This window comes from Tropicimonas sediminicola, from assembly GCF_900188335.1.
Classification (GTDB): domain Bacteria; phylum Pseudomonadota; class Alphaproteobacteria; order Rhodobacterales; family Rhodobacteraceae; genus Tropicimonas; species Tropicimonas sediminicola.
Genome location: NZ_FZOY01000007.1, coordinates 62,098 through 82,821, shown reverse-complemented (window position 1 = coordinate 82,821; position 20,724 = coordinate 62,098). Strand labels below are relative to the sequence as shown.

The 20,724-nt window shown below is 67.2% G+C and carries 21 protein-coding genes; 12 read left to right on the top strand and 9 right to left on the bottom strand.

Annotated features, from left to right (window positions below):
* The first annotated feature begins 111 nt into the window (after positions 1-111).
* The 3 genes from CHB86_RS17100 (at position 112) to CHB86_RS17090 (ending at position 3,661) form a co-directional block, all read left to right on the top strand.
* Positions 112-765 carry a protein-L-isoaspartate O-methyltransferase family protein gene (locus CHB86_RS17100; protein WP_089234305.1) on the top strand — a complete coding sequence of 218 codons (654 nt, stop codon included), beginning with the start codon at positions 112-114 and terminating at the stop codon, positions 763-765.
* 61 nt (positions 766-826) lie between these two features.
* Positions 827-2,230, top strand: a complete 1,404-nt coding sequence (locus CHB86_RS17095) for a TolC family outer membrane protein (RefSeq protein ID WP_342747477.1) — start codon at positions 827-829, stop codon at positions 2,228-2,230.
* A 123-nt stretch (positions 2,231-2,353) separates the two neighbouring features.
* The gene (locus tag CHB86_RS17090) at positions 2,354-3,661 is read left to right on the top strand and encodes a hypothetical protein (RefSeq protein WP_141134919.1); all 1,308 of its coding nucleotides are present in this window, start codon (positions 2,354-2,356) and stop codon (positions 3,659-3,661) included.
* 448 nt (positions 3,662-4,109) lie between these two features.
* On the opposite strand, the gene CHB86_RS17085 is transcribed toward CHB86_RS17090, so the two are convergent.
* On the bottom strand, positions 4,110-4,430 hold the full coding sequence (locus tag CHB86_RS17085; RefSeq protein WP_089234303.1) for a DUF6280 family protein: 321 nt from the start codon (positions 4,428-4,430) through the stop codon (positions 4,110-4,112).
* 215 nt (positions 4,431-4,645) lie between these two features.
* On the opposite strand from CHB86_RS17085, the gene efp reads away from it, so the two are divergent.
* Positions 4,646-5,209, top strand: coding sequence for an elongation factor P (gene efp, locus CHB86_RS17080; RefSeq protein WP_089234302.1), 564 nt, complete (start codon positions 4,646-4,648; stop codon positions 5,207-5,209).
* Positions 5,210-5,275: 66 nt separating this feature from the next.
* Here efp and CHB86_RS17075 read toward each other — a convergent pair whose 3' ends face one another.
* The 4 genes from CHB86_RS17075 to CHB86_RS17060 form a co-directional block, all read right to left on the bottom strand.
* On the bottom strand, positions 5,276-6,091 hold the full coding sequence (locus tag CHB86_RS17075) for a fructosamine kinase family protein (RefSeq protein ID WP_089234301.1): 816 nt from the start codon (positions 6,089-6,091) through the stop codon (positions 5,276-5,278).
* Positions 6,079-6,834: a CAF17-like 4Fe-4S cluster assembly/insertion protein YgfZ gene (gene ygfZ / locus CHB86_RS17070; protein WP_089234300.1), complete on the bottom strand. Its 756-nt coding sequence runs from the start codon at positions 6,832-6,834 to the stop codon at positions 6,079-6,081. The genes CHB86_RS17075 and ygfZ overlap by 13 nt, the downstream gene beginning before the upstream one ends.
* Before the next feature lie 83 nt (positions 6,835-6,917).
* On the bottom strand, positions 6,918-8,723 hold the full coding sequence (locus CHB86_RS17065; RefSeq protein WP_089234299.1) for an ABC transporter ATP-binding protein: 1,806 nt from the start codon (positions 8,721-8,723) through the stop codon (positions 6,918-6,920).
* Positions 8,720-9,415: a tyrosine-protein phosphatase gene (locus CHB86_RS17060; RefSeq protein ID WP_089234298.1), complete on the bottom strand. Its 696-nt coding sequence runs from the start codon at positions 9,413-9,415 to the stop codon at positions 8,720-8,722. The genes CHB86_RS17065 and CHB86_RS17060 overlap by 4 nt, the downstream gene beginning before the upstream one ends.
* 159 nt (positions 9,416-9,574) lie before the next feature.
* Between CHB86_RS17060 and CHB86_RS17055 the strand changes: the two genes are divergently transcribed.
* Positions 9,575-10,771, top strand: a complete 1,197-nt coding sequence (locus tag CHB86_RS17055) for a pyridoxal-phosphate-dependent aminotransferase family protein (protein ID WP_089234297.1) — start codon at positions 9,575-9,577, stop codon at positions 10,769-10,771.
* A gap of 4 nt (positions 10,772-10,775) precedes the next feature.
* Here CHB86_RS17055 and CHB86_RS17050 read toward each other — a convergent pair whose 3' ends face one another.
* A complete protein-coding gene (locus tag CHB86_RS17050; protein ID WP_089234296.1) occupies positions 10,776-10,961 on the bottom strand; it encodes a hypothetical protein in 186 nt (61 codons plus the stop codon).
* Between the two features lie 78 nt (positions 10,962-11,039).
* Positions 11,040-12,146: a pyridoxal phosphate-dependent aminotransferase gene (locus tag CHB86_RS17045; protein ID WP_089234295.1), complete on the bottom strand. Its 1,107-nt coding sequence runs from the start codon at positions 12,144-12,146 to the stop codon at positions 11,040-11,042.
* A 99-nt stretch (positions 12,147-12,245) separates the two neighbouring features.
* Between CHB86_RS17045 and CHB86_RS17040 the strand changes: the two genes are divergently transcribed.
* From CHB86_RS17040 to CHB86_RS17025, 4 genes are all read left to right on the top strand, one after another.
* On the top strand, positions 12,246-13,010 hold the full coding sequence (locus CHB86_RS17040) for an alpha/beta fold hydrolase (protein ID WP_089234294.1): 765 nt from the start codon (positions 12,246-12,248) through the stop codon (positions 13,008-13,010).
* Positions 13,007-13,984: an alpha/beta hydrolase gene (locus tag CHB86_RS17035; protein ID WP_245838062.1), complete on the top strand. Its 978-nt coding sequence runs from the start codon at positions 13,007-13,009 to the stop codon at positions 13,982-13,984. The genes CHB86_RS17040 and CHB86_RS17035 overlap by 4 nt, the downstream gene beginning before the upstream one ends.
* Before the next feature lie 131 nt (positions 13,985-14,115).
* Positions 14,116-14,829, top strand: coding sequence for an alpha/beta fold hydrolase (locus CHB86_RS17030; RefSeq protein ID WP_089234293.1), 714 nt, complete (start codon positions 14,116-14,118; stop codon positions 14,827-14,829).
* A gap of 73 nt (positions 14,830-14,902) precedes the next feature.
* Positions 14,903-16,357 (top strand): aldehyde dehydrogenase family protein, encoded by a 1,455-nt coding sequence (locus CHB86_RS17025; RefSeq protein WP_089234292.1) that lies wholly within the window; start codon positions 14,903-14,905, stop codon positions 16,355-16,357.
* Positions 16,358-16,366: 9 nt separating this feature from the next.
* Here the strand turns inward: CHB86_RS17025 and CHB86_RS17020 are convergent, their stop codons facing one another.
* A complete protein-coding gene (locus CHB86_RS17020) occupies positions 16,367-17,353 on the bottom strand; it encodes an aldo/keto reductase (RefSeq protein ID WP_089234291.1) in 987 nt (328 codons plus the stop codon).
* A 45-nt stretch (positions 17,354-17,398) separates the two neighbouring features.
* Here CHB86_RS17020 and CHB86_RS17015 point away from each other — a divergent pair, with 45 nt between their 5' ends.
* From CHB86_RS17015 to CHB86_RS17005, 3 genes are read left to right on the top strand one after another with little or no spacing between them, the layout of a single operon-like run.
* Positions 17,399-18,139 (top strand): glucose 1-dehydrogenase, encoded by a 741-nt coding sequence (locus CHB86_RS17015; RefSeq protein WP_089234290.1) that lies wholly within the window; start codon positions 17,399-17,401, stop codon positions 18,137-18,139.
* Positions 18,140-18,156: 17 nt separating this feature from the next.
* A complete protein-coding gene (locus tag CHB86_RS17010; RefSeq protein WP_089234289.1) occupies positions 18,157-19,158 on the top strand; it encodes a P1 family peptidase in 1,002 nt (333 codons plus the stop codon).
* A 57-nt stretch (positions 19,159-19,215) separates the two neighbouring features.
* Positions 19,216-19,791: a hypothetical protein gene (locus tag CHB86_RS17005; protein ID WP_089234288.1), complete on the top strand. Its 576-nt coding sequence runs from the start codon at positions 19,216-19,218 to the stop codon at positions 19,789-19,791.
* Positions 19,792-19,900: 109 nt separating this feature from the next.
* Here CHB86_RS17005 and CHB86_RS17000 read toward each other — a convergent pair whose 3' ends face one another.
* Complete coding sequence (locus CHB86_RS17000) at positions 19,901-20,710, bottom strand: alpha/beta hydrolase (protein ID WP_089234287.1); 810 nt, start codon at positions 20,708-20,710, stop codon at positions 19,901-19,903.
* Between the last annotated feature and the right edge of the window lie 14 nt (positions 20,711-20,724).

Sequence of the window (20,724 nt, the reverse complement as noted above, 5' to 3'; positions counted from 1 at the left end):
TCGAGCCCGGCTCCGGCGCGGGGCCGGCGAAATGCGGCGCGGCTGCATGTTGCCAGGTCTTTGCGATTGTGCGACAGGATCACGACGCTTCAAGACCGATCGGGGTTTCACATGAGCAGCTTTGCATCCCTTCGCACGACGATGGTCGACACGCAGATCCGGCCGTCCGATGTCACCAAGTATCCGATCATCGATGCAATGCTGGAAGTGCCACGCGAGCTCTATGTGCCCGACGCCTATCGCGAGGTGGCCTATGCGGGCCGCAATGTGCCGCTGCAGAAGGGCCGGGTCGTCCTGGAGCCGCGCACGCTTGCCAAGATGCTGGATGCGCTGAACATTCAGCCCGACGAGCTGGTCCTCGACGTGGCCGCCGGGCTTGGCTACGCCAGCGCCGTCGCCGCCCGGCTGGCGCAGGCCGTCGTCGCTCTGGAAGAGGACGAGGCTATGGCGGAGGAGGCGGAATCCACCCTGGCCGCGCAATCCGTGGACAATGCCGTCGTCATTCAGGGCGGCCTCACGGAGGGTGCGGCGCAGCACGGGCCCTATGATGTCATTATGATTCAGGGAGCTGTTGTGAATTTACCACAAGCTCTCACAGCGCAATTGAAGGAAGGCGGGCGTATTGCCTGCCTGTTTATGGATGGTGAATGTGGTGCCGTGCGGATCGGCTACAAGATAGACGGTGTCGTCAACTGGCGCTTCTCGTTCAACGCGGGTGCGCCGGTTTTGCCCGGCTTCGAAGCCGAAAAGGCATTCTCGCTGTAAACGGCGAATCGACCCTGCTATACTTGCCGAAAAGGCAGGCACATTAGAAGGAGCAGATCCCGTGGGGATTATTGGCAAGCGCCTCCGGCGCAATCTGTGTAGTGCGGCGGCAATCATTTTGGCTCTTGGTCCGGCTGCAGTGTCCGCCGAGACGCTCACAGACACCCTGATCGACGCGTACCGGAATTCGAACCTCCTCGAGCAGAACCGCGCGCTGCTGCGCGTTGCGGACGATAACGTGGCAGTCGCACTCTCCGAGGTTCTGCCGTCTCTCGATTTCGTCACGAGCTACGGAGGCTATGCGAACCACCGAGAGCGCTACGGAAGTTCCTTCGAGTCCTTCGACAACCTGATCGCGACCTTCCAGTTGCAGGCAAGCATGACGCTTTATGCCGGGGGGCGGAACCGCCTGGCGATCGAAAGCGAGAAAGAGACCGTCCTGGCGACCCGCGAGGCGCTGCGTGCCGTGGAGCAGAACGTGCTGCTGCAGGCCGTGTCCGCCTACATGGGGGTGCTCCGGGCCGAGGCCTTCGTCTCCCTGCGTGAGAACAACGTGCGCGTTCTGACCCAGGAAAAGCAGGCGACCGAAGACCGTTTCGAGGTCGGAGAAGTGACCCGGACCGACGTGGCGCTGGCCGAAAGCCGCCTCGCTGCTGCGGTCAGCCTTCTCGAGGCTGCGCGCGGCGATGAAGAGGTTGCCCGCGAGACCTTCAAGACGGCGGTCGGCCGCTATCCCGGCGACCTAGCGTTTCCGGGCGGGCTGCCTGCCACGGCTGCCAACGTGCAAGAGGCTGTAAACGTCGGCGTCCGGACCCATCCCAACATCCGTCAGGCCCAGCGTGAAGTGACCGTGGCGGAGCTTGGCATGAAGATCGCCACGGCCCGCTATCTGCCGTCCATCACGGCGGATCTGAACTCGGAGACGAACTCGAACGACCAGGTCGAGGAACATTCGCTGTTTCTCAACCTGCGGCAGCCGATCTACCAGGGTGGTCGGCTTGCGGCGCTGGAACGGCAATCAATCTCTCAGCGCGACGCATCGCGGGCCAACCTGCTGCAGGTGACGCTGGGGATCGAGGAAGACGTGGCAACCGCCTGGGCCCGGCTCGACGTGGCCAAGGCTCAGATCCAGGCAACCGAACTTCAGATCGCTGCGGCTCAGATCGCTTTCGACGGAACCCGCGAGGAAGCGACCCTCGGCGCCCGGACAACGCTCGACGTTCTGGATGCGGAACAGGAACTGCTGGATGCCCGCGCATCCCGTATCGACGCGATCGCGACGCAATACGTAGCAGTTTATTCACTTCTGTCTGCGATGGGTCTTCTGACAGTCGACCATCTCAACCTTGGCATCCAGACTTATGATCCTGCGGGCTACTACAATGCGGTCAAGAGCGCACCGGCGCGGCTTTCGCCGCGTGGTCAGCAGCTTGATCGCGTGCTGCGCAAGATCGGCCAGCAATAACAGGCTGTCGTCACGCAACTGTGTGGCGGCTCTGGCCCTACCGGCAACGGCAGGGCCAGAGGTGGATTGTATGACGATGGTCTCGGCGGTAGCCTGTTGTGAACCGGAATCGCGAGGATCATGATGTCGGAGCGAGTAGCCAACGCGGAAATCGAAGACGTCCTGCTGTCGATCCGGCGCCTTGTCCAGGGTGATGCCGGAGGATCGGCGGGCGAAGGCGGTTTCGCGCGGCGCGATACGAAGCCCTTCGCCGATCCCGATCCTGAGGCGTTTGCCGAGCGTCAAGATGATGTCGAGGAAGAGCACGTTTTCGACGAACCGGCGCGGCCGAAACCGGCCGCCGAGGCGCTCGTGCTCACCCCCGCATTGCGTGTCGATGACGTCAGCCGGGAGCCTGCGGCGGAATCGCAACGCCCGGACGACGAACTCCATTTCGAACCGGAAGATCCTCCGCTGGACTCGCCCCCCGCCGGCGCAAGATTGCATTTCGAGGTTCCGGATAGCGAGGATCTTGATGACTTCGCGGAAGGCGAGTGGGCGGTGGATCCTGAGGATTCGCCCGAAATCGAGCAGGAGCGCCGGCCGTTCGCCTGGAGTGACGAGGCCGCTGGTGGCGCCCCGGAAGATGCGACGGGCGTGCCCAGTTTCGTGCGGGCCGTCGTCGGTGATCTGACCCATCTTCGTGAGGCGCAGGAGAAGGGGCGGGAGCCTGAACCTGTCGAACCGCTGTCTGCCAGCGATGAAGACCCCGCGACCGACGAAGACGTTGCCGAAGCTGCACCGTGGCTTGAGAAGCGCGCGGCGCCCAAGTCGGGCTTCCGCTTCGGCTGGGAGGAAGAGGCTGGCGTTCGGAATCTGGTTCCGCTTCATGACCGGGACGGCGACCGTCAAGCGGATCTGCCGAACCTGAGTGATCCGTCGGCGGACGACAGCCTATCTACCGAGGGGGACGATGTGCCTGGCGCGGAGGGGCAGGACGATGACCTCCCCGGAAACGATCTCCTATCGTCCATCGTGAGCACCTTCGACGCGATGGAGGAAAGCTTCGCGGAGGAGAAGGCTGCCGAGTTCGCCGAGAACTGGCGGGACGAAGCCGAGGGAGAAACCGAAGCTTCGGAGACCGGGGCGCCGGAGGAAGAGGTCGCTCCCGTCGAGGCAGAAGCCGACGTCGTGATGCCTGACGAGCGCATCGACGATCTGACGGAGGTTGCTGCCGCAGTCGAAACAACCCCGGAAGAGCCAGTCTCGGACCCGGAAACGCACGATGAAGCCGCCGGCTTCGTGCTGGATGAGGCCATCCTTTCGGACCTGATCGCGGAGTGCGTGCATCGCGAGTTGCAGGGCGAACTGGGTGAGCGCATCACCCGCAACGTGCGCAAGCTGGTGCGCAGAGAGATCCACCGCGCCCTGGCGATGCGGGATTTCGACTGATCGGGCGAGAAACGTCCCGCCCCCAGTAAGCGTGGCCATTTGTTCTTGGACGTGAGCCATTGGTGGCATCGCGAAATGCGTGGCAATCCTGCGGGTATGTCTTTGGGAGAGGTGTGTTTGTAGAGCCGGACGCGGCCGAAAGGGACGCGCCCATCGGTAGCGGGCCTGCGCGCCGATTTGCTCGAGCCAAGGCCGTGAACCGGCTCGATCCCAGCCACCATCGCTAGCAGGAAACTTTGAAGCGCTGTGCGGGACGCGAAGTTCGTGAAGGTTTCGCGCCGGGCGCGCGCCTGACGACGCGACGAAAAGATCGGCGGCAAGGCGCAACCTCGAGCCAGTTGCGAGCTGCTTCAAACGCACAGGGCAAAAAGAGACAGGGTGCGCCGTTGCCGCGCACCCTGTCTCTGTTCCAGATTGAACCTTCAGCGAAGGATCGGGTTTCCGATCCTCAAGCGGCCTCTGCCTGTTCGGCAGCCTGACGCCGCTCGCTTTCCTCGCGCGACAGCGCGACGGAGGTCCGGACACCGTTCGAAACGAACTGCATCAGGCCCGACACGACACGCTCGTTCGGGTCGATCCCGGCACAGCTCAGCACTTCGCGTCCATCGCGTGAACGAGCCCAGCGGGCAATCTGTTCGGGACCATTGCCATACTTCTTGTCGTCGGCAATGGCATCATCCAGCGCGGCCAGAACAACGGCGGCAAAGAGCTTGCGAGCTCTCTGGCCTTGCTCATAGTTGAAAGCCGTGCCGTCAACGAAATCAGTCATCTCGTCGTCCTTTGTTATTCTTGCTCTTGTCTTTTCGGCGTGGGGCCGAATATGACGTTTTTGCGGCGATTCGGTATTTCCGTTTCGGAATGGCTCCTATGCGGAAACTGCATAGCTCAAACAGTGCACTCGCCATATCTGGTCTGCTTGCCAGCGGCCAGAGACCAAGATATAGACACCGGACATTCTGGTTCAAGCGCCTCTAGGGTCACTTCATGCCTAAAATAAACGGAAACGAAATCCGTCCGGGAAACGTCCTGGAGCACAATGGCGGCCTCTGGGCTGCGGTCAAGGTGGACCATGTGAAGCCCGGCAAGGGCGGCGCCTTTGCGCAGGTCGAACTGCGCAACCTCCGCAACGGCTCCAAGCTGAACGAGCGTTTCCGGAGCGCCGACAAGGTTGAGAGGGTGCGTCTGGAGCAGAAGGATCAGCAGTTCCTCTACGAGAGCGACGGCATGCTGGTCTTCATGGACAACGAGACGTTCGAGCAGATCGAGCTGCCGGCCGAGATCCTCGGCGATCGCCGTCCGTTCCTGCAGGACGGGATGACGATCCAGATCGAGTATTACGAGAGCGAGGCGTTGAACGCGACGCTGCCGCAGAAGGTCGTTTGCAAGATCGTGGAGACCGAGCCTGTCGTGAAAGGCCAGACGGCTGCGAACTCTTTCAAGCCTGCGCTGCTCGACAACGGCGTGAAGGTCATGGTTCCGCCCTTCGTCGGGCAGGACGAGGACATCGTCGTCAACACCGAAACCATGGAATACGCCGAACGCGCCTGAGCTTCGCTCTTGCGCATCGGACAGGGACGGGCCCAATCGTGGGCCCGTTTTTCGTTTCCGGCGGTTTCAAGCGCGGAGCGCGTTCAGGAAGCCCTCGACCATCCCCCGGTAGCTACCGCCGAACAGGCGCATGTGCACCAGCGCTGGCCAGAGTTGATAGATCGGGCGACGTTGCTCGGCACCCGGTGTCAGCGCGCCATAGGCGTCGGTAAAGCCGGACCCGGGGCGCCCGAACAGGTGCAGCATGGCAAGGTCGACCTCCGCGTCGCCGTGGTAACTCGCCGGATCGATGAGCCAGGCCCGATTGCCGGGGCTGAACAGCACGTTTCCCGACCAGAGGTCGCCGTGCAGGAGAGACGGAGCAGGGTGGTCTGGCAGCAGATCCGGGAGGCGGTGGCACAGCGCCTCGACCCGCCTGACCATGTCGGCAGGCAGAGCGCGGGACGTGGGAAGCAACCGCCGCTCCGCCCAGAATGCCGGCCAGTCCGACATCGGCTGGTTGGCAATCTCGACCGCGCCGAAAGCGTAGTCCTCCGGCCAGCCGTAGGAGTCCGCCGTGTGGTCATGCAGCCGGCGGAGCCCCAGCCCGAGAGCACGCCATGCGGCTGCTGACGCGGGCGCGGTCGGGACGGCTTCGAGGAACATTATTCCGTCGGTTATGCCAAGAACGTCCGGCGCCGGGGCGCCAGTGGTCCGGATTGCGTTCAGCATGCGGGCTTCCCGCTGCACGAGAGGGCCATGCTTGGCGATCACCTCGGTCCCGTCCGGCCAGTGCAGCCGAAACACCTCGGAGAGGTCTCCGCCGTGGACCGGATGGATGCTGTCCGGGGGGGAGCCGAAAGTCTCTGCCGCCGCCTGTCGAAGCTGCGCTAGCTCTCCCATGTGACGATTGCCTTGCCCGCGCGCATCGGGCCCTCCGCCCGGTCGAACCGCAGGTAGGCGATTCCGCGGCCGCCTGACTGGGTGAAGAGGCGGCCGGCCGGTCGGTCGTCCTGGGTGATCTCGGTGCCGACCGGGGCCTCGCCCTCGACGCGCACGGTCACCAGCCCCTTGCGCAGTTCGGTCTTGTGCTTCATCCGGGCCGTGACTTCCTGCCCGACATAGCACCCCTTCCGGAAATCGACGCCGTGCAGACGCTCGAAGCCGCTTTCGAGGACGTAGCTGTCGTTCGGCAGCAACTCGATACCGGTTTCGGGAATGCAGGCGGCGACGCGGATCGCGTCCCAGTCGATCTCGGGCGGCGCTCCGGCGTCGCCGGTGTAGCAGCGCCAGCCGAGCGTCTCGTGACGCGGGTCCGGGTGGGCGCCGTCCCGGGCAGGGCCGAGGCCGCGTAGCACGTTGATCTCCACCGGCTCGATCGTCACCTCGGCGCGCAGACGGTACATGGACAGGCGTTTGAACAGGTCTGCGGCGAGCGGTTCGGCGACGTCGAGCAGGATGCGCTCGCCGTCCGGAACCAGAAAGAAATCGGCGAGGTACTTGCCCTGGGGCGACAGCAGGGCGGCATAGACCATGCCTTGGCAAAGGCGGGAAATGTCATTGGTCACAAGCCCTTGCAGGAAATGCTCCCGGTCTTTTCCGCCAATTGCAAAGACCTTCCGGCCTTCGGTGCGTTCACCCGCCATCTGTCAGCTCCTTCTCGCGCGTCCCTCTCATATAGGAGAAGGCAGGCGCGCTCGACAGCCCCGACCGTGCACGCGCCGAAGGATCAGGCGGCCGGCTCCGCCTCGTCCTCGCCGCGCTCGTTGAATTGCAGGCGGTAGAGCTCCGCATAGGCGCCGTCGCGGGCGAGCAGGTCGTCGTGCGATCCCTCCTCGACAACCCGGCCAGCGTCCATCACCACGATCTTGTGGGCATTGCGGACCGTCGAGAGGCGGTGGGCGATGACCAGCGTGGTGCGGCCCTCCGAGAGGCGTTCAAGTGCGGCCTGCACGATGGCTTCGGATTGCGCGTCGAGCGCCGAGGTGGCCTCGTCCAGCAGCAGGATCGGCGTGTCCCGCAGCAGCGCGCGGGCGATGGCGACGCGCTGTCTCTGGCCGCCGGAGAGCGAGGAGCCGCGTGGACCGGCGGGGGTGTCGAGCCCGGCCGGCAGTGCGTCGATGAAGTCGGAGATATGCGCGGCGTCCATCACTTCGCGCAGGCGCTCGTCCGACACGTCGGTCCGGCCAAGAAGGATGTTCTCGCGCACCGATTCATCGAACAGCAGCGCATCCTGCGTGACCATCGAATACTGACCCCGGAGGTCGGCGATGTCGAACTTGCGGATGTCGGTGCCTCTCATGGTGACGGAGCCGTCGTCGATCTCCACGAGGCGGGTCAGCACGTTGAAGACGGTGGACTTGCCGGCCCCCGACAGGCCGACCAGCGCCGTGGTCTGCCCCGCCTTGGCGACGAAGCTGGTGCTCCGCAGCACCGGCAGGTCGCCGTAGGCGAGCGAAACGCCGTCGAGGCAGATGTCGCCCTGCGCCTCCGGCAGGCGCACCGGGTTGATCGCGTTGACCAGTTGCGGGCGGGTCTCGAACAGCGTTTTCAGGCGATGCAGGCTGACCGCCGTGGCCTGCCAGACGCCGCTCACCCCGCCAAGCCGCCGCAGTGGCTCGAAGGTCAGCGCCATCGCGGCGAAGAAGCTCATGAACTCACCCAGCGTTTTCTCGCCGGAGATGATCTCGCCGCCGCCGTAGAGCAGCACGGCCAGGAAGCCGATGCCGCTCATGATGTCGATCATCGCGGGGATCAGTGCCTTGCCGAAGGTAGCGCGGGTTTCGGTCTCGATCTGCTCGTCGGCGAGGTCCCGGAAGCGTCCGGCCTGGTAGGCTTCGAGCGCATTCAGCTTGATCGGCGTGATGCCGTGGAAGATCTCGTCGAGCCGGGTGACCATCTTGCCGGCATTGATCCGGTTCCTCAGGGCCATCTGGCGCACGAAGCGCTGCACCAGCAGCGAGGGCAACACCAGCAGGGGTGCGCCGATCAGCGCGATCAGCGTCCAGCGCCAGTCGATGTAGAGCACCACCACCATCAGCGAGACCAGGGACATCACGTCCCGGCCGACACCGGTGATGATGACGTTGGCCACGTTCTTGATCGAGCCGGTATCGCCACGGATCCGCTCCATCAGGGCGCCGGGCGGGTTGGCCTGGTGGAACAGCGTGTCGAGCTTCATGACGTGCTGGAGCAGCCGCGTCTGGAGTTCGAACACGATCTTCGAGGAGGCGCGGGTGATCAGCACCCTCTGGGCTACGTTTGCGATGGCCCGGACGATGAAGATCATCATGATCGTCGCGCCGACCCAGACCATGGCATCGGCATTGCCGCCGACGAAGATCTCGTCGAACATCGGCTTCATCATGTAGCTGAGCACGCCCAGCATCCCGCCCTCGATCGACATCAGGATGCCGGCGATGACCACGACAACGAGATGCTTGCGCATGTAGTCGCGCCACAGCCAGCCGAACAGTTTGCCCTGTTCGCGCCAGCCGAGATCGTCGACGTTCTCGTCCGTCAGGTACTTGGTCATCGCTTCCGCCGTCCGGCCCGCTTGTCGGCGAAGCTGGCCGCGGCCTCCTTGTGGTCGTATTCGGTCCGGAACCAGGTCTCCATGTCGATCGGGTCCTGGGCGTTGCGCTCTTCGTACATGTCAATGATGTGGTCCACGATACCGGTCTCGGTCCAGTCCGTGTGGACATATTTCAGCGACAGATGCTTGCGCGCCTCATCGAGCGGAGCGCCCTCGATGATCGCCTTGTAGAGCACCGCAGCGAGTCCCGCGCGGTCCGCGCCGGACTTGCAGTGCATCACGAAGGGCTTCTCCATCTCCCGCATGGTGTCGATCAGATGGACGATTTCCTTCCGCTTGGCCGGCTTGCGGGCATAGATCTTGGCGGTGCGCAGCTCGATGCCGAGTTCGTCACAGGCTTCCTTCTCGAACAGCCACGGGCTCCGTCCATCCTCGCCGCGGAGGTTGAGGATCGAGCGGATGCCCATTTCCTTGTACTTCAGCACCCGCGCCGGCCCGGGCTGGTTGGAGCGGTAGACCCCCTCGGCGACCTTGTCGAAATTGGTCCAGGGCACGCGCAGGAAGGCGTGGTCGAACAGTTGGAAGTGCCACCAGGCGAGGCGGCGCTTCTCCGGTATCGTGATGTCGTGGCCGATCGATTTTCTGAGCCGGCGTTCGAGGTTCGCAAACCAGGTCTCGATGCGCTTGAACATTTGACTGGCAGATCCCCGGCCCGTGCACCGATACATGCGGCGTCGCGGGGACTTAACGCGAAAGGGCCTGCGGGGCAAGTCAGGCGGGGTCGGGGTGGATTGACCCCGGGCGGCGGCCGTCCTAGCACCGGGCGTCGGAATTTCCTGGAGTCCTTCGGTATGAGTCTTTCGCGCGGCAGCCATTACCTTGCTATTCCCGGCCCTTCGGTCATGCCTGACGAAGTGCTGCGGGCGATGCACCGCCCCGCGCCCAACATCTACACCGGAGAGCTGCACGAGATCGTCGACACGATCCTGCCGGACCTGAAGCGCGTGGCCCAGACCGAGGGCGATGTCGCGGTCTACATCTGCAATGGCCACGGTGCCTGGGAGGCCGCCCTCAGCAACGTGCTGAGCCGCGGGGACAAGGCGCTGGCGCTGGCCACCGGGATCTTCACCCACGGCTGGGCCACGGTGGCCGAGCGGCTCGGGGTGCAGGTGGAGCGCCGTGATTTCGGGCGCAGCTCGCCGATCGATCCGGAGGTCGTTGAGGCCGCGCTGAGGGCCGACACGAAGCACGAGATCAGGGCGGTGCTCGCCGCGCATGTCGACACCGCGACGTCGGTGCGCAACGACATCGCGGCGCTGCGGGCGGCGATCGACCGGGCCGGGCACCCGGCGCTGCTGATGGTCGATTGCATCGCCAGCCTCGCGGTCGACGCGTTCCGGATGGACGAGTGGGGCGTCGACGTGATGGTCGCGGCCAGCCAGAAGGGCCTGATGACCCCGCCGGGGGTCGCCTTCGTGTTCTTCAACCAGAAGGCGGCGAAGGCGCGGGCGCAAGCCGATCTGGCGACGCATTACTGGGACTGGAAGCCGCGTGTCGCGGCCGAGGAATTCTACCAGTATTTCTGCGGCACCGCGCCGACCCATCATCTCTATGGTCTGCGGGCGGCGCTGGATCTGCTCCACGACGAGGGGATGGAGGCCGCCTGGGCGCGGCATGCGGCGCTTGCCGGCGCGGTCTGGGCGGCGTTCGATGCCTGGGGGGCAGCTGGTCCGCTGCGGCTCAACGTGGCCGATCCCGCCCACCGGAGCCACGCGGTCACCACCGTTCACGCCGGTCGCGACAACGGCACGCGGCTCCGCAACTGGGTAAGCCAGCACGCCGGGGTGACGCTGGGGATCGGCCTGGGCATGGCGACCGAAGAGGATCCGGCGGCCGACGGTCATTTCCGGCTCGGTCACATGGGCTATGTGAACGCGCAGATGGTCATGGGGGCGCTTGGCACCGTGGACGCCGGGTTGAAGGCGCTCGGCATTCCGCACGGGGCCGGGGGCCTGGAGGCGGCCAGCGCGGTGCTTGCCCGGGCCTGAGCGCTCAGCGGGCGTTGCGCCGGCGGGCGAGGCGGTCGATCAGGTGGTTGATCGCCAGCGCCGCGAGGATCACCGCCAACCAGCCGAGCGTCATCCGCAGCGCCGTCAGCAGGCAGAAGAGGTTGACCCCGAGGGTCACCAGTGCGGCAGTGGTATAGTCCGGCGCGCGGCCGACAGAGTGCTGTTTCATTCGCACCGTCCTCGCTGGGCGTACGCCCAAGTTAACGCGGACGCCGCGGCTGGACAGTGACAATCCCGCGATTGCGGTTCAGCCGGCGGCCTTCAGCGCAGCCGGCAACGCCTTTTCAAGAAGATCGAGCGACTCCTCGGGGCCGCAGGAGACCCGGATGCAACGATCCTGAGGCGCAACGAAAGGCATTCGCACAAAGACGTCCCGCTCGATCAGCCCGGCGAGGACGCGGCGGGCAAATGCGCCGTCTCGGCCGCAGTCTATGGCGACGAAATTGGTGGCCGACGGCAGGGCGGCGAGCCCGTTCGCGGCCGCGATCTCGCCGATCCGCACGCGGGCGGCTTCGACGCGGTCGATGGTCTCGGCCAGGTGCTCGGGGTCGCGCAGGCTTGCCAGCGCGGCGGCCTGGGCCACGCGGCACATGCCGAAATGGTTGCGCACCTTGTTGAAGGCCCCGATCAGATCCGGGTGACCGATCGCATAGCCGACGCGCATCCCGGCCAGCCCATGGGCCTTGGAAAAGGTCCGCATCCGGATCACCCGGCGGTCGGTGGGGTCGAGCGGCGGCGCAGTGCCTTCGGGGGCGAATTCCACATAGGCCTCATCGAGCACCAGCAGGCAGCCGTCCGGAACCGCCTCGATGGCCTCCGAGATCGCCGCGGCGCCGTGCCAGCTGCCCATCGGGTTGTCCGGATTGGCGAGGTAGACAAGCTTCGCGTCGGTCTTGCGCGCGGCGGCGACGAGCGCGGCGGGGTCCTCGTGGTCCCCCCGGTAGGGCACCTCGTGCAGCGTGCCGCCAAAGCCCGCGACGTGGTAGTTGAAGGTCGGGTAGGCGCCGCGCGAAGTGACGACGGTGTCTCCCGGGCCGACCGTCAGGCGCACCAGGTAGCCCAGGAGCGCGTCGATCCCCTCGCCGACGACGATCGCCTCCGCCGGCACGTCCAGTTCCGAGGCCAGCGCCTGCTTGAGATCGTGGTTCTCGGGGTCGCCGTACATCCATGCTTCGCTCGCTGCGGCGGCCATCGCGGTGACGGCGGCCGGCGAGGGGCCGAAGCCCATCTCGTTGGCGCCGAGCCGCGCGGCGAAGAGGCGGCCGCGGCTGCGCTCCTGCGCCTCCGGGCCGACGAAGGGCACGGTGGCGGGCAGGCTGGCGGCGAGCGGGGTCAGGCGGGGTCCGGGTTTCATGCCGCCAGTTAGTCGGAACCGGGCAGCGCCGGCAAGGCTTGCGGTGCGGCGGCACATGGCTAGTGTGGCGCCACAGATCGACGGCGGAGGAGAGGCACGATGACGACGAGCGACCCGGAGTTCCTGACCACCCGCCAGGGCCGCAAGATCGCCTACCGGCGGACCGGCGGCGCCGGGCCGGTGGTGGTGTTCCTGCACGGCCTGCGCTCCGACATGGAAGGGACCAAGGCGCTCCATCTCGAGCAATGGGCCCGAGATACCGGCCGCGCCTTCCTGCGGTTCGACTGCTCCGGCCACGGTCTCAGCGGCGGTACCTTCGAGGAGGGCTGCATCGGCGACTGGGCCCAGGATGCCGCCGAGGTGCTCGCGGAGCTGACCGAGGGGCCGCTGGTGCTGGTGGGCTCGTCCATGGGGGGGTGGCTGTCCCTGCTGATGGCCCGTGCCATGCCCGAGCGGATGGCCGGCCTTGTGACCATCGCCGCCGCGCCCGATTTCACCGAAGACGGCTTCTGGGCCGGGTTCACCGACGCGCAGAAGGCCGCGCTCGAGACCGATGGACAGGTGGCGCTGCCGTCAGACTACGGCGATCCGCTGATCGTGACCCGGCGCATGATCGAGGACGGGCGAGACCGGCTGGTGCTGCGCACGCCGCTTCCGCTGCCCTTCCCGACGCGTTTCCTGCAGGGCACGGCCGATCTCGATGTCGACATGTCCGTCGCGTTGCGGCTGCTCGACCATGCAGAGGGCGATGACATGCGGCTGACGCTGGTGAAAGGGGCGGACCATCGCTTCTCGGAACCTTCGGATCTCGCGCTGATCGCCAGCACGGTCGAAGAGGTGATCGCGGCCGGAGATGCGGCGTGAAGACGGTGCTGCTCCTTTCGCTCGTGCTTGTCGTCTGTGTCGGTGGGCTGCTGGTTTGGGGGCCGCGCGAGCGGGTGGAGCCGCCGCGCGGCTTCGACGAGGCGCAAGTGCCGGAGGCACCGGCAGACCTCGATGCGTGGCTTGCCGAGCGTGAGTCCGGGGTTCCGGCGTTGCGGCCGGACAGCGCCAAGCGGATCGTCTGGGCGGGCGAAGCGGGGCAGGTGACGCCGCTTTCCGTCGTCTACCTGCACGGCTTCTCGGCCTCCTCGGAAGAGATCCGCCCGGTGCCCGACGCGGTGGCGGAGGCCCTTGGCGCCAACCTCTATTTCGGCCGGCTTTCGGGTCATGGCCGCGACGGTGCTGCGATGGCCGAGCCTGGTGCCGGCGACTGGATCCACGACACGGCGGAGGCGCTGGCCATCGGGCGGCGGATCGGCGAGCGCGTCCTGGTGATCGGCACCTCGACCGGCGGCACGCTGGCCACCATTGCCGCGGCCGACCCCGCGATGTCGGAGCGGATGGCCGGGGTCGTCCTGGTATCGCCGCTCTACCGTATTGCCGACCCGGCTGCCGGGCTGCTGACGCTGCCCTTTGCCCGCCACTGGGCGCCGCTGATCGCCGGTGCCGAGCGGAGCTTCTCGCCGGTGAACGCGGCCCATGCGGCGCATTGGACCTCCAGCTATCCCACGGTCGCGGTCGTGCCGCTTGCGGCGCTGGTCTCCCACGTCGCGAAGATCGACGTCGGGACCATCGACGTCCCGGCGCTCTTCATCTATTCGCGCGCAGACACCGTGGTTTCGGCCGAGGCGACCGATGTGGCGCATGATGCCTGGGGGGCACCGGCAAGCCGGCTGCTGATCGAGGCCGACGGTGCGGGCGACCCCGCCAACCATGTGATCGTCGGCGATATCCTGAGCCCGGAACGGACCGATGCCGTGAGCGGGCAGATCGCAGATTGGGCTTCCGGCCTGTGATCCACTCCGATTGTCCGGGCAGGTTCCCCGCCTTAGGCGGGTTCCCGCCGGGGCCGCTTCCATCGTCTTGGCATGACGCCGAGGCAGTGCGATTCGGCATCTGAAAGACTGTTCCCGAGGATCTGCGTGCGATGAAAGAACCCCTGGTGTTCCTGCCGGACATGATGTGCGACGCGCGGCTCTACTGGCCGCAACTGATGAGTTTCGGGCGCACGCGCTCGGTGACGATCGCGCCCGTGGGCAATGCCTCGTCGATGGGGGCGATCGCGGCGGCGGTGATGGACGGCGCGCCGCGCCGCTTCGCGCTGGTCGGACAGGGGATGGGCGGCATGGTCGCGATGGAGATCCTGCGCCGCGCCCCGGAACGGGTGACCCGCATCAGCCTGATCGGCACCAGCCCCCTGCCGGAAACGCCCCAGATGGCCGCCGAACGCGAGCCGCGCATCATCGCGGCCCAGACAGGCAAGCTGGCCGAGGCGGTCAAGACGGAGCTGAAGCTGCCCTCTGCGCTGGCCCCGGGACCGGGCCGCATGGAGGTGCAGTCGCTGGTGCTCGACATGGCCGACACCCTCGGACCGGAGGCGTTCATCTCCCAGTCCCGCGCCCTGCAGCGACGCCCCGACCAGCAGAAGACCATGCGCACGACGAAGGTGCCGGCTTTGGTGATCTGCGGCGAGCACGACACTCTGTTCCCGGTGAAGCGCCAGGAATTCATGGCCGAGCTGATCCCCGTGGCCCGGCTGGAGATCGTCCCGGACGCGGGGCATTTCCCGACGCTGGAGCAGCCCGAGGTCACGACGGAGATCCTGACGGACTGGCTCGCGGCGCCGATGGTCTTACGCTGAGGCAATCGACGTCGCGGACGTCTTGTCTCTCGCGCCAGAGGTGCCAAAGTGGCGCCGATCGACGGAGGAGCAAATGACCAACGCAACCGCAGGATGGTTCGATAGCCGGGAGATGTTCATCGGCGGCGCATGGCGGCAGCCGGCCGGGGGCCTGTTGCCCGTGGAGGACCCGTCGAGCGGCCTCGAGATCGGCGAGATCGCCCGTGGCGGCGCATCCGATATCGACGCGGCCGTCGCGGCGGCGCGGGCGGCGCTGGACGGAGAGTGGGGCGGGGCGACCGCGCTGGAACGCGGACGGGTGCTGACCCGGATCGGGCAGCTCGTGCTGGAGCGGGTCGAGGATCTCGCCCGGCTGGAGGCGAGGGACGTCGGCAAACCGCTCGCGCAGGCCCGCAACGACGCCATTGCGCTCGCCCGCTACATGGAATTCTACGGCGGTGCCGTCGACAAGGTGATGGGTCAGACGATCCCCTACCTCGACGGCTACACCGTCTACACCCTGCGGGAGCCGCACGGGGTGACCGGCCACATCGTGCCGTGGAACTACCCGATGCAGATCATCGGCCGCTCCGTCGGGGGCGCGCTGGCGATGGGGAATGCGGCCGTGCTGAAGCCGGCCGAAGAGGCCTGCCTGACCGCGCTGGCCTTTGCCCGGCTGGCGGAAGAGGCGGGTCTGCCCGCCGGTGCGCTCAACGTCGTGCCAGGGCTGGGAGAGGAGGCCGGCGCAGCGCTGTCCGGCCATCCGGGCATCGACCACATCTCGTTCACCGGCTCCTACCCGGTCGGCCAGCTGGTGCAGAAGGCCGCGGCCGACAACGTGGTGCCGGTGACGCTCGAACTCGGTGGCAAGTCGCCCCAGGTGGTCTTTGCCGATGCCGATCTCGACGCGGCGCTGCCCTTCCTCGTCAACGCGGGCATCCAGAACGCGGGCCAGACCTGCTCGGCCGCCTCCCGGATCCTGGTGGAACGCTCGCTCTTCGACGAGGTTGCGGCGCGGATGGCCGAGCGCTATGCCGCGCTCAGGGTCGGGCCCGCGATGGCGGACCTCGATGTCGGCCCGCTGATCTCGGCCCGCCAGAAGGAGATCGTGGGGGGCTACCTCCGGCTCGGCGCCGATCTCGAGTGCCTGGCCAAGGGCAGCATCGTCGCCGACGCCCCGGCCGGAGGGCACTACGTCGCGCCGCACCTGCTGTCAGGTGCTGCACCCGATCACAGGCTCGCCCAGGAAGAGATCTTCGGCCCGGCGCAGGTGCTTCTGCCCTTCGATGGCGAGGAGGAGGCGGTTGCCATTGCCAACGGCACCGGTCTCGGGCTCGTCGCCGCGGTCTGGACGGAGAACGGCGGTCGGCAGATGCGCATGGCCAAGCGGCTGCGGGCGGGGCAGGTGTTCGTCAACAACTACGGCGCGGGCGGCGGCGTGGAACTGCCCTTCGGCGGCGTCGGCAAGTCCGGCCACGGCCGCGAGAAGGGGTTCGAAGCGCTCTTTGCCTTCTCGCAGGTCAAGACGGTGGCGACCCGGCACGGCTGAGAGAGCAACTCACCGGGCTCGCGCAGCCCCTTCGGGCGGGCGGGTCACCAGCCGCTCGATTTCTTCCATCACGCCGGCGGGCAGGGGGCCTTTCTCCAGCGCGCCGGCATTCTCCACCGCCTGGGCGACCGTTCGGAAACCCGGGATCGGGCAGGTGTCGGGCGAGGTCGCCCAGATCCAGCCGAGCGCGCCCTGCGCCACGCAGCGCCCGCCGCTCTGCAGCAGCTCCCGTACCGCCTCCAGCATCGCCAGCACTTCGGGCACGACCTGTCCGCCCCGAAAATACTCCATCCAGTCGAAGCTGTTGGTTCGGATGTCGGAGGGCTGCAACAGGCTGTCGGCGGTGTACTTGCCCGAAAAGACGCCCATGGCGAGCGGCATCCGGTTGACCGACAGCAACCCGTGCCGCGCGATCTGCGCGCGCACCTTGCTGGCCGGGAACCACAGGTTCATCGTGTGTTGCACGGCGGTGAAGCCGGGCAGGTGACCCGTGGCGGCCACCGACTCCGGGAAGTCCGTGCTCCAGCCGAAGGCCCCGATCTTGCCGGCCTGCCGCGCGGCTTCCATCGCCTCGAAAATCGGCGCGGCCTCCTCGGGCGGCATCTCGTTGAGATGCAGGAACACCATGTCCACATGGTCACGCCCGAGCCGCTCCAGGCAGCCGTCGATCTCCGCCGCGGCTTGCTCCGCCGTGTCGATGGTGCCCAGGACCTGGCGACTGACCGGGTCGAACAGGACGCCGATCTTGGTCGAGACGACCACGTCCTTCCGCCCGGCAAGTGCCTGACCCAGAACGATTTCCGAATGTCCCGCACCATAGACCGAGGCGGTGTCGAAATAGCGCGCACCGGCATCGAGCGCGGCATGGATCGCGCGGGTGGATTCCGCGTCGTCCACCTCGCCCCAGCCGAGCGGGGTGTCTCCGTCCCAGAACGGGCCGCCAATCGCCCAGCATCCCATGCCGAGGCGCGGATTGTGGTTGAGGTCCAGCGTCATGGAGTGTCTCCTGCATCCGTTCACGCCGATTATGGGAGGGCATCAATGCGTCTTGAAGGAAAATCCGCCATCGTGACGGGGGGCGGCTCGGGCTTTGGCGCCGGGATCGCCCGCAAGTTCGCGGCCGAAGGGGCCCGGGTGATGGTGGCCGACATCAACCTGGATGGCGCCAGTGCGGTGGCGGACGAGATCGGCGGCACCGCCCAACGGACCGACGTTGCGAACGGCGAGAGCGTCAGGGAGATGGCCGCGGCCGCCCTTGCCGCCTTCGGAACGGTCGACATCCTGGTCAACAACGCCGGCGTCACCCATATGCCCGCCCTGATGGAAGACGTTTCGGAGGAGGATTTCGACCGGGTGCTCGCGGTCAATGCCAAGTCGGTCTACCTGACGGCGAAACAACTCGTCCCGCACATGAAGGCCAACGGGCGCGGGGCGATCCTGAACGTCGCCTCCACCGCGGGCGTCTCGCCCCGCCCGAAGCTGAACTGGTACAATGCCTCCAAGGGCTGGATGATCACGGCCTCCCGCGCCATGGCGGTCGAACTCGCGCCATTCGGCGTTCGGGTCAACGCCCTCGCCCCGGTCGCCGGGGAAACGCCCCTGCTGGCCTCCTTCCTCGGAGAGGACACGCCCGAGATGCGGGCGAAGTTCCTCGCCACCATCCCGATCGGCCGGTTTTCCACGCCCGAGGACATGGGCAATGCCGCCTGCTATCTTTGCTCCGACGAGGCCAGCATGATCACCGGCACGGTGCTCGAGGTCGACGGCGGGCGCTGCATCTGATCGCGGGGAGAGAGCCGATGCGTCCGGGAACCCGCAACCTGATCACCGACGTGCCCGGCCTCCGCGTCGGCAACGCCAGCGACGCGACGCTGAAATCCGGCGTCTCCGTGCTCCTCGGCGACGTGCCCTTCACCGCGGCCGTCCATGTCATGGGCGGCGCGCCGGGGACGCGGGAGACGGATCTGCTCGCCCCGGACAAGCTGGTGCAGACGGTGGATGCGCTGGTGCTCTCCGGCGGCTCGGCCTTCGGGCTCGACGCGGCCTCGGGGGTGGCAGACGGGCTGCGCGAGGCGGGCCGGGGCTTCGCGGTGGGGGACCAGCGGGTGCCCATCGTGCCCGGCGCGATCCTGTTCGACCTGCTCAACGGTGGCGACAAGTCCTGGACCGCGAACCCCTACAAAACCCTCGGTCGCATGGCGCTGGACGCCGCGGCCGATAATTTCGCGCTGGGCACTGCCGGGGCCGGAACCGGCGCCACCACGCGCAGCCTCAAGGGCGGGCTCGGCTCCGCCTCCGTGGTGCTGAGTTCGGGCGTGACGGTTGGTGCGCTCGTCGCGGTCAATGCGCTCGGAGACGTGATCGGCGACGGGCCGGAGTTCTGGGCCGGGCCTTGGGAGGTCGACGGGGAATTCGGCGGGCTCGGGCCGGTGCGTCGCCACGATACGCTTGCCGAACCGGGGCTCAAGAAGGGCCAGGCGACGACCATCGCCATCGTCGCGACCGATGCTGAGCTGACCCAGGCGGAGGCGGCCCGGATGGCCACCGCCGCCCATGACGGCATGGCGCGGGCAATCGTGCCCTCTCACACCCCGCTCGACGGCGATCTCGTCTTTGCCGCGGCCACCGGCGCGCGGCCGTTAAAGGACCCGCTGCTCGACGCGATGGCGCTCGGCCACGCCGCCGCGACCTGCCTTGCCCGCGCCATCGCCCGCGGTGTCTGGCTTGCCGAACCGGCAGATGGCGATCCCGTGCCCTGCTGGCGCGAGAAATTCCCCGACGCCCGGCACGCCAGCGATTGAGGCGGCCGTCGCGCTCGTCTAGCATCCGGGCAAAACGGGTCTCCGGGAGCCTCGAACGTGCGCCAGCCTCACCTTCTTTCCGTTGCCAGCCTGCTGCTGGTGCTATCCCTTCCGGTCACCGCCCGGGCGGACGACGTGCTCGACGCGATCGATGCTGCCCGCGCGGCCTACGAGGCCGGCAACATCCAGGATACGATCGACGAGTTGGGAAACGCCCAGCAACTGGTTGCCACGATGAAGGCGGCCGGCCTCCTCGGCTTTCTCCCCGAGGCGCCCGACGGCTGGACCCGCGAGGTGCGAACGGACATGGGCACGGCGCTGTCGCTGTCGCTGTTCGGAGGCGGCGTTGGCGCGGCGGCCTCCTATGCCAGGGGGGACGATACCTTCACCGTCACGCTGATGGCCGACAACGCCATGGTCGAGGCCTTCGCCGATCTGCTCGGGAACCTCGGGGCGCTGGCCAGCGGGAGCCAGGTCACCGTCGGCGGCGAAGCCTTCCTCGACCAGGGCGGCGAGCTTACCGGCCTGATCGAAAAGCGCATCCTGGTGCAGGCCTCGGGGGCGCCTGTCGAGGTCATGACGCCGCTTCTCGAGACCATCGACTTCGCCGGGATGAAGGCGTTCGGCAGCTAGCCCGGACCACCCGGGGGCGGTCAGCCCCCGCGCCGCGTCAGCGGCGCCCGGCCCCAAGGGGCCGAGACGCGCCAGCGTCGAGGTCCGAGGGGAGATCCCCGGTCCGGTCTCAGCCGCGCGCCATCCGAAGTGCCCGTTGCACCATGTCGCTCTGCGGATCGGCCAGCGGGACGAGGATGTCGAAATGGTGTCGGCCCGGGGTGATCGTGAGGTCGGACTTCAGCCAGGCATCCGCAAGCCGGATCGCCTGATCTACAAAGCTCGGCCGTTCGGCGCCGCCCACCTCCAGTTGCACCCCGCAGTCAGGTTCCGGATGGAGGATCGGGCTCTCGCTCTCCGCCTCCGCGGCGTCGATCCGCAGGAACTCGTTCATCGGCAGCATAATCAGCGGGTTCAGATCCGCCAGCGGCGAGATCGGCAGCACGCCCCGGATCCGGCGCCGCAGCGCTTCCGGCAGGTGGATATCGGGGCAGACCATGCGCAGCGAGAGGTGCCCCCCGGCCGAATGGCCGCCGACCAGCACCGGCCCGGGCAGTTCGGTGGCGATCACCGGCAGCGCACGGGCGATCGCCTGGGTGATCTCGGCGATATGGACCTCGGGCGCCAGCGGATAGGAGGGGATCGCAACGGCCCAGTTGTTGCCGAGGAACCCCTGCGCCAGGTGGGACCAGTCCTTGCGACCGCTCATCCGCCAGAAACCGCCATGAAGGAAAACGAACAGCCCCTCGGGCGCCGCCGCTCCGTCGGGAAGAAACAGGTCGTATTTCTCCCGCTCACCCGGCCCGTAGGGCGTGTCGAGCCGCTGCAGCGAGGCCGGGTGGTGCGACCGGAACGCTTCCGCCGCTGCCGCCCAGCGGTCGAAATAGCTGTGTCCGTCCGGGATGAAATCGGCGTTGTCGTAGGAGGTCGGGTCGATCATGGGATTGGGCCTCT

What these genes read in the sequence shown, in the direction of transcription:
- CHB86_RS17100 (WP_089234305.1), top strand. Translation starts at nt 112, where the DNA reads ATGAGCAGCTTTGCATCCCTTCGCACGACGATGGTCGACACGCAGATC.
- CHB86_RS17090 (WP_141134919.1), top strand. Translation starts at nt 2,354, where the DNA reads ATGTCGGAGCGAGTAGCCAACGCGGAAATCGAAGACGTCCTGCTGTCG.
- CHB86_RS17085 (WP_089234303.1), bottom strand. Translation starts at nt 4,430, where the DNA reads ATGACTGATTTCGTTGACGGCACGGCTTTCAACTATGAGCAAGGCCAG.
- efp (WP_089234302.1), top strand. Translation starts at nt 4,646, where the DNA reads ATGCCTAAAATAAACGGAAACGAAATCCGTCCGGGAAACGTCCTGGAG.
- CHB86_RS17075 (WP_089234301.1), bottom strand. Translation starts at nt 6,091, where the DNA reads ATGGGAGAGCTAGCGCAGCTTCGACAGGCGGCGGCAGAGACTTTCGGC.
- ygfZ (WP_089234300.1), bottom strand. Translation starts at nt 6,834, where the DNA reads ATGGCGGGTGAACGCACCGAAGGCCGGAAGGTCTTTGCAATTGGCGGA.
- CHB86_RS17065 (WP_089234299.1), bottom strand. Translation starts at nt 8,723, where the DNA reads ATGACCAAGTACCTGACGGACGAGAACGTCGACGATCTCGGCTGGCGC.
- CHB86_RS17060 (WP_089234298.1), bottom strand. Translation starts at nt 9,415, where the DNA reads ATGTTCAAGCGCATCGAGACCTGGTTTGCGAACCTCGAACGCCGGCTC.
- CHB86_RS17055 (WP_089234297.1), top strand. Translation starts at nt 9,575, where the DNA reads ATGAGTCTTTCGCGCGGCAGCCATTACCTTGCTATTCCCGGCCCTTCG.
- CHB86_RS17050 (WP_089234296.1), bottom strand. Translation starts at nt 10,961, where the DNA reads ATGAAACAGCACTCTGTCGGCCGCGCGCCGGACTATACCACTGCCGCA.
- CHB86_RS17045 (WP_089234295.1), bottom strand. Translation starts at nt 12,146, where the DNA reads ATGAAACCCGGACCCCGCCTGACCCCGCTCGCCGCCAGCCTGCCCGCC.
- CHB86_RS17040 (WP_089234294.1), top strand. Translation starts at nt 12,246, where the DNA reads ATGACGACGAGCGACCCGGAGTTCCTGACCACCCGCCAGGGCCGCAAG.
- CHB86_RS17030 (WP_089234293.1), top strand. Translation starts at nt 14,116, where the DNA reads ATGAAAGAACCCCTGGTGTTCCTGCCGGACATGATGTGCGACGCGCGG.
- CHB86_RS17025 (WP_089234292.1), top strand. Translation starts at nt 14,903, where the DNA reads ATGACCAACGCAACCGCAGGATGGTTCGATAGCCGGGAGATGTTCATC.
- CHB86_RS17020 (WP_089234291.1), bottom strand. Translation starts at nt 17,353, where the DNA reads ATGACGCTGGACCTCAACCACAATCCGCGCCTCGGCATGGGATGCTGG.
- CHB86_RS17015 (WP_089234290.1), top strand. Translation starts at nt 17,399, where the DNA reads ATGCGTCTTGAAGGAAAATCCGCCATCGTGACGGGGGGCGGCTCGGGC.
- CHB86_RS17010 (WP_089234289.1), top strand. Translation starts at nt 18,157, where the DNA reads ATGCGTCCGGGAACCCGCAACCTGATCACCGACGTGCCCGGCCTCCGC.
- CHB86_RS17000 (WP_089234287.1), bottom strand. Translation starts at nt 20,710, where the DNA reads ATGATCGACCCGACCTCCTACGACAACGCCGATTTCATCCCGGACGGA.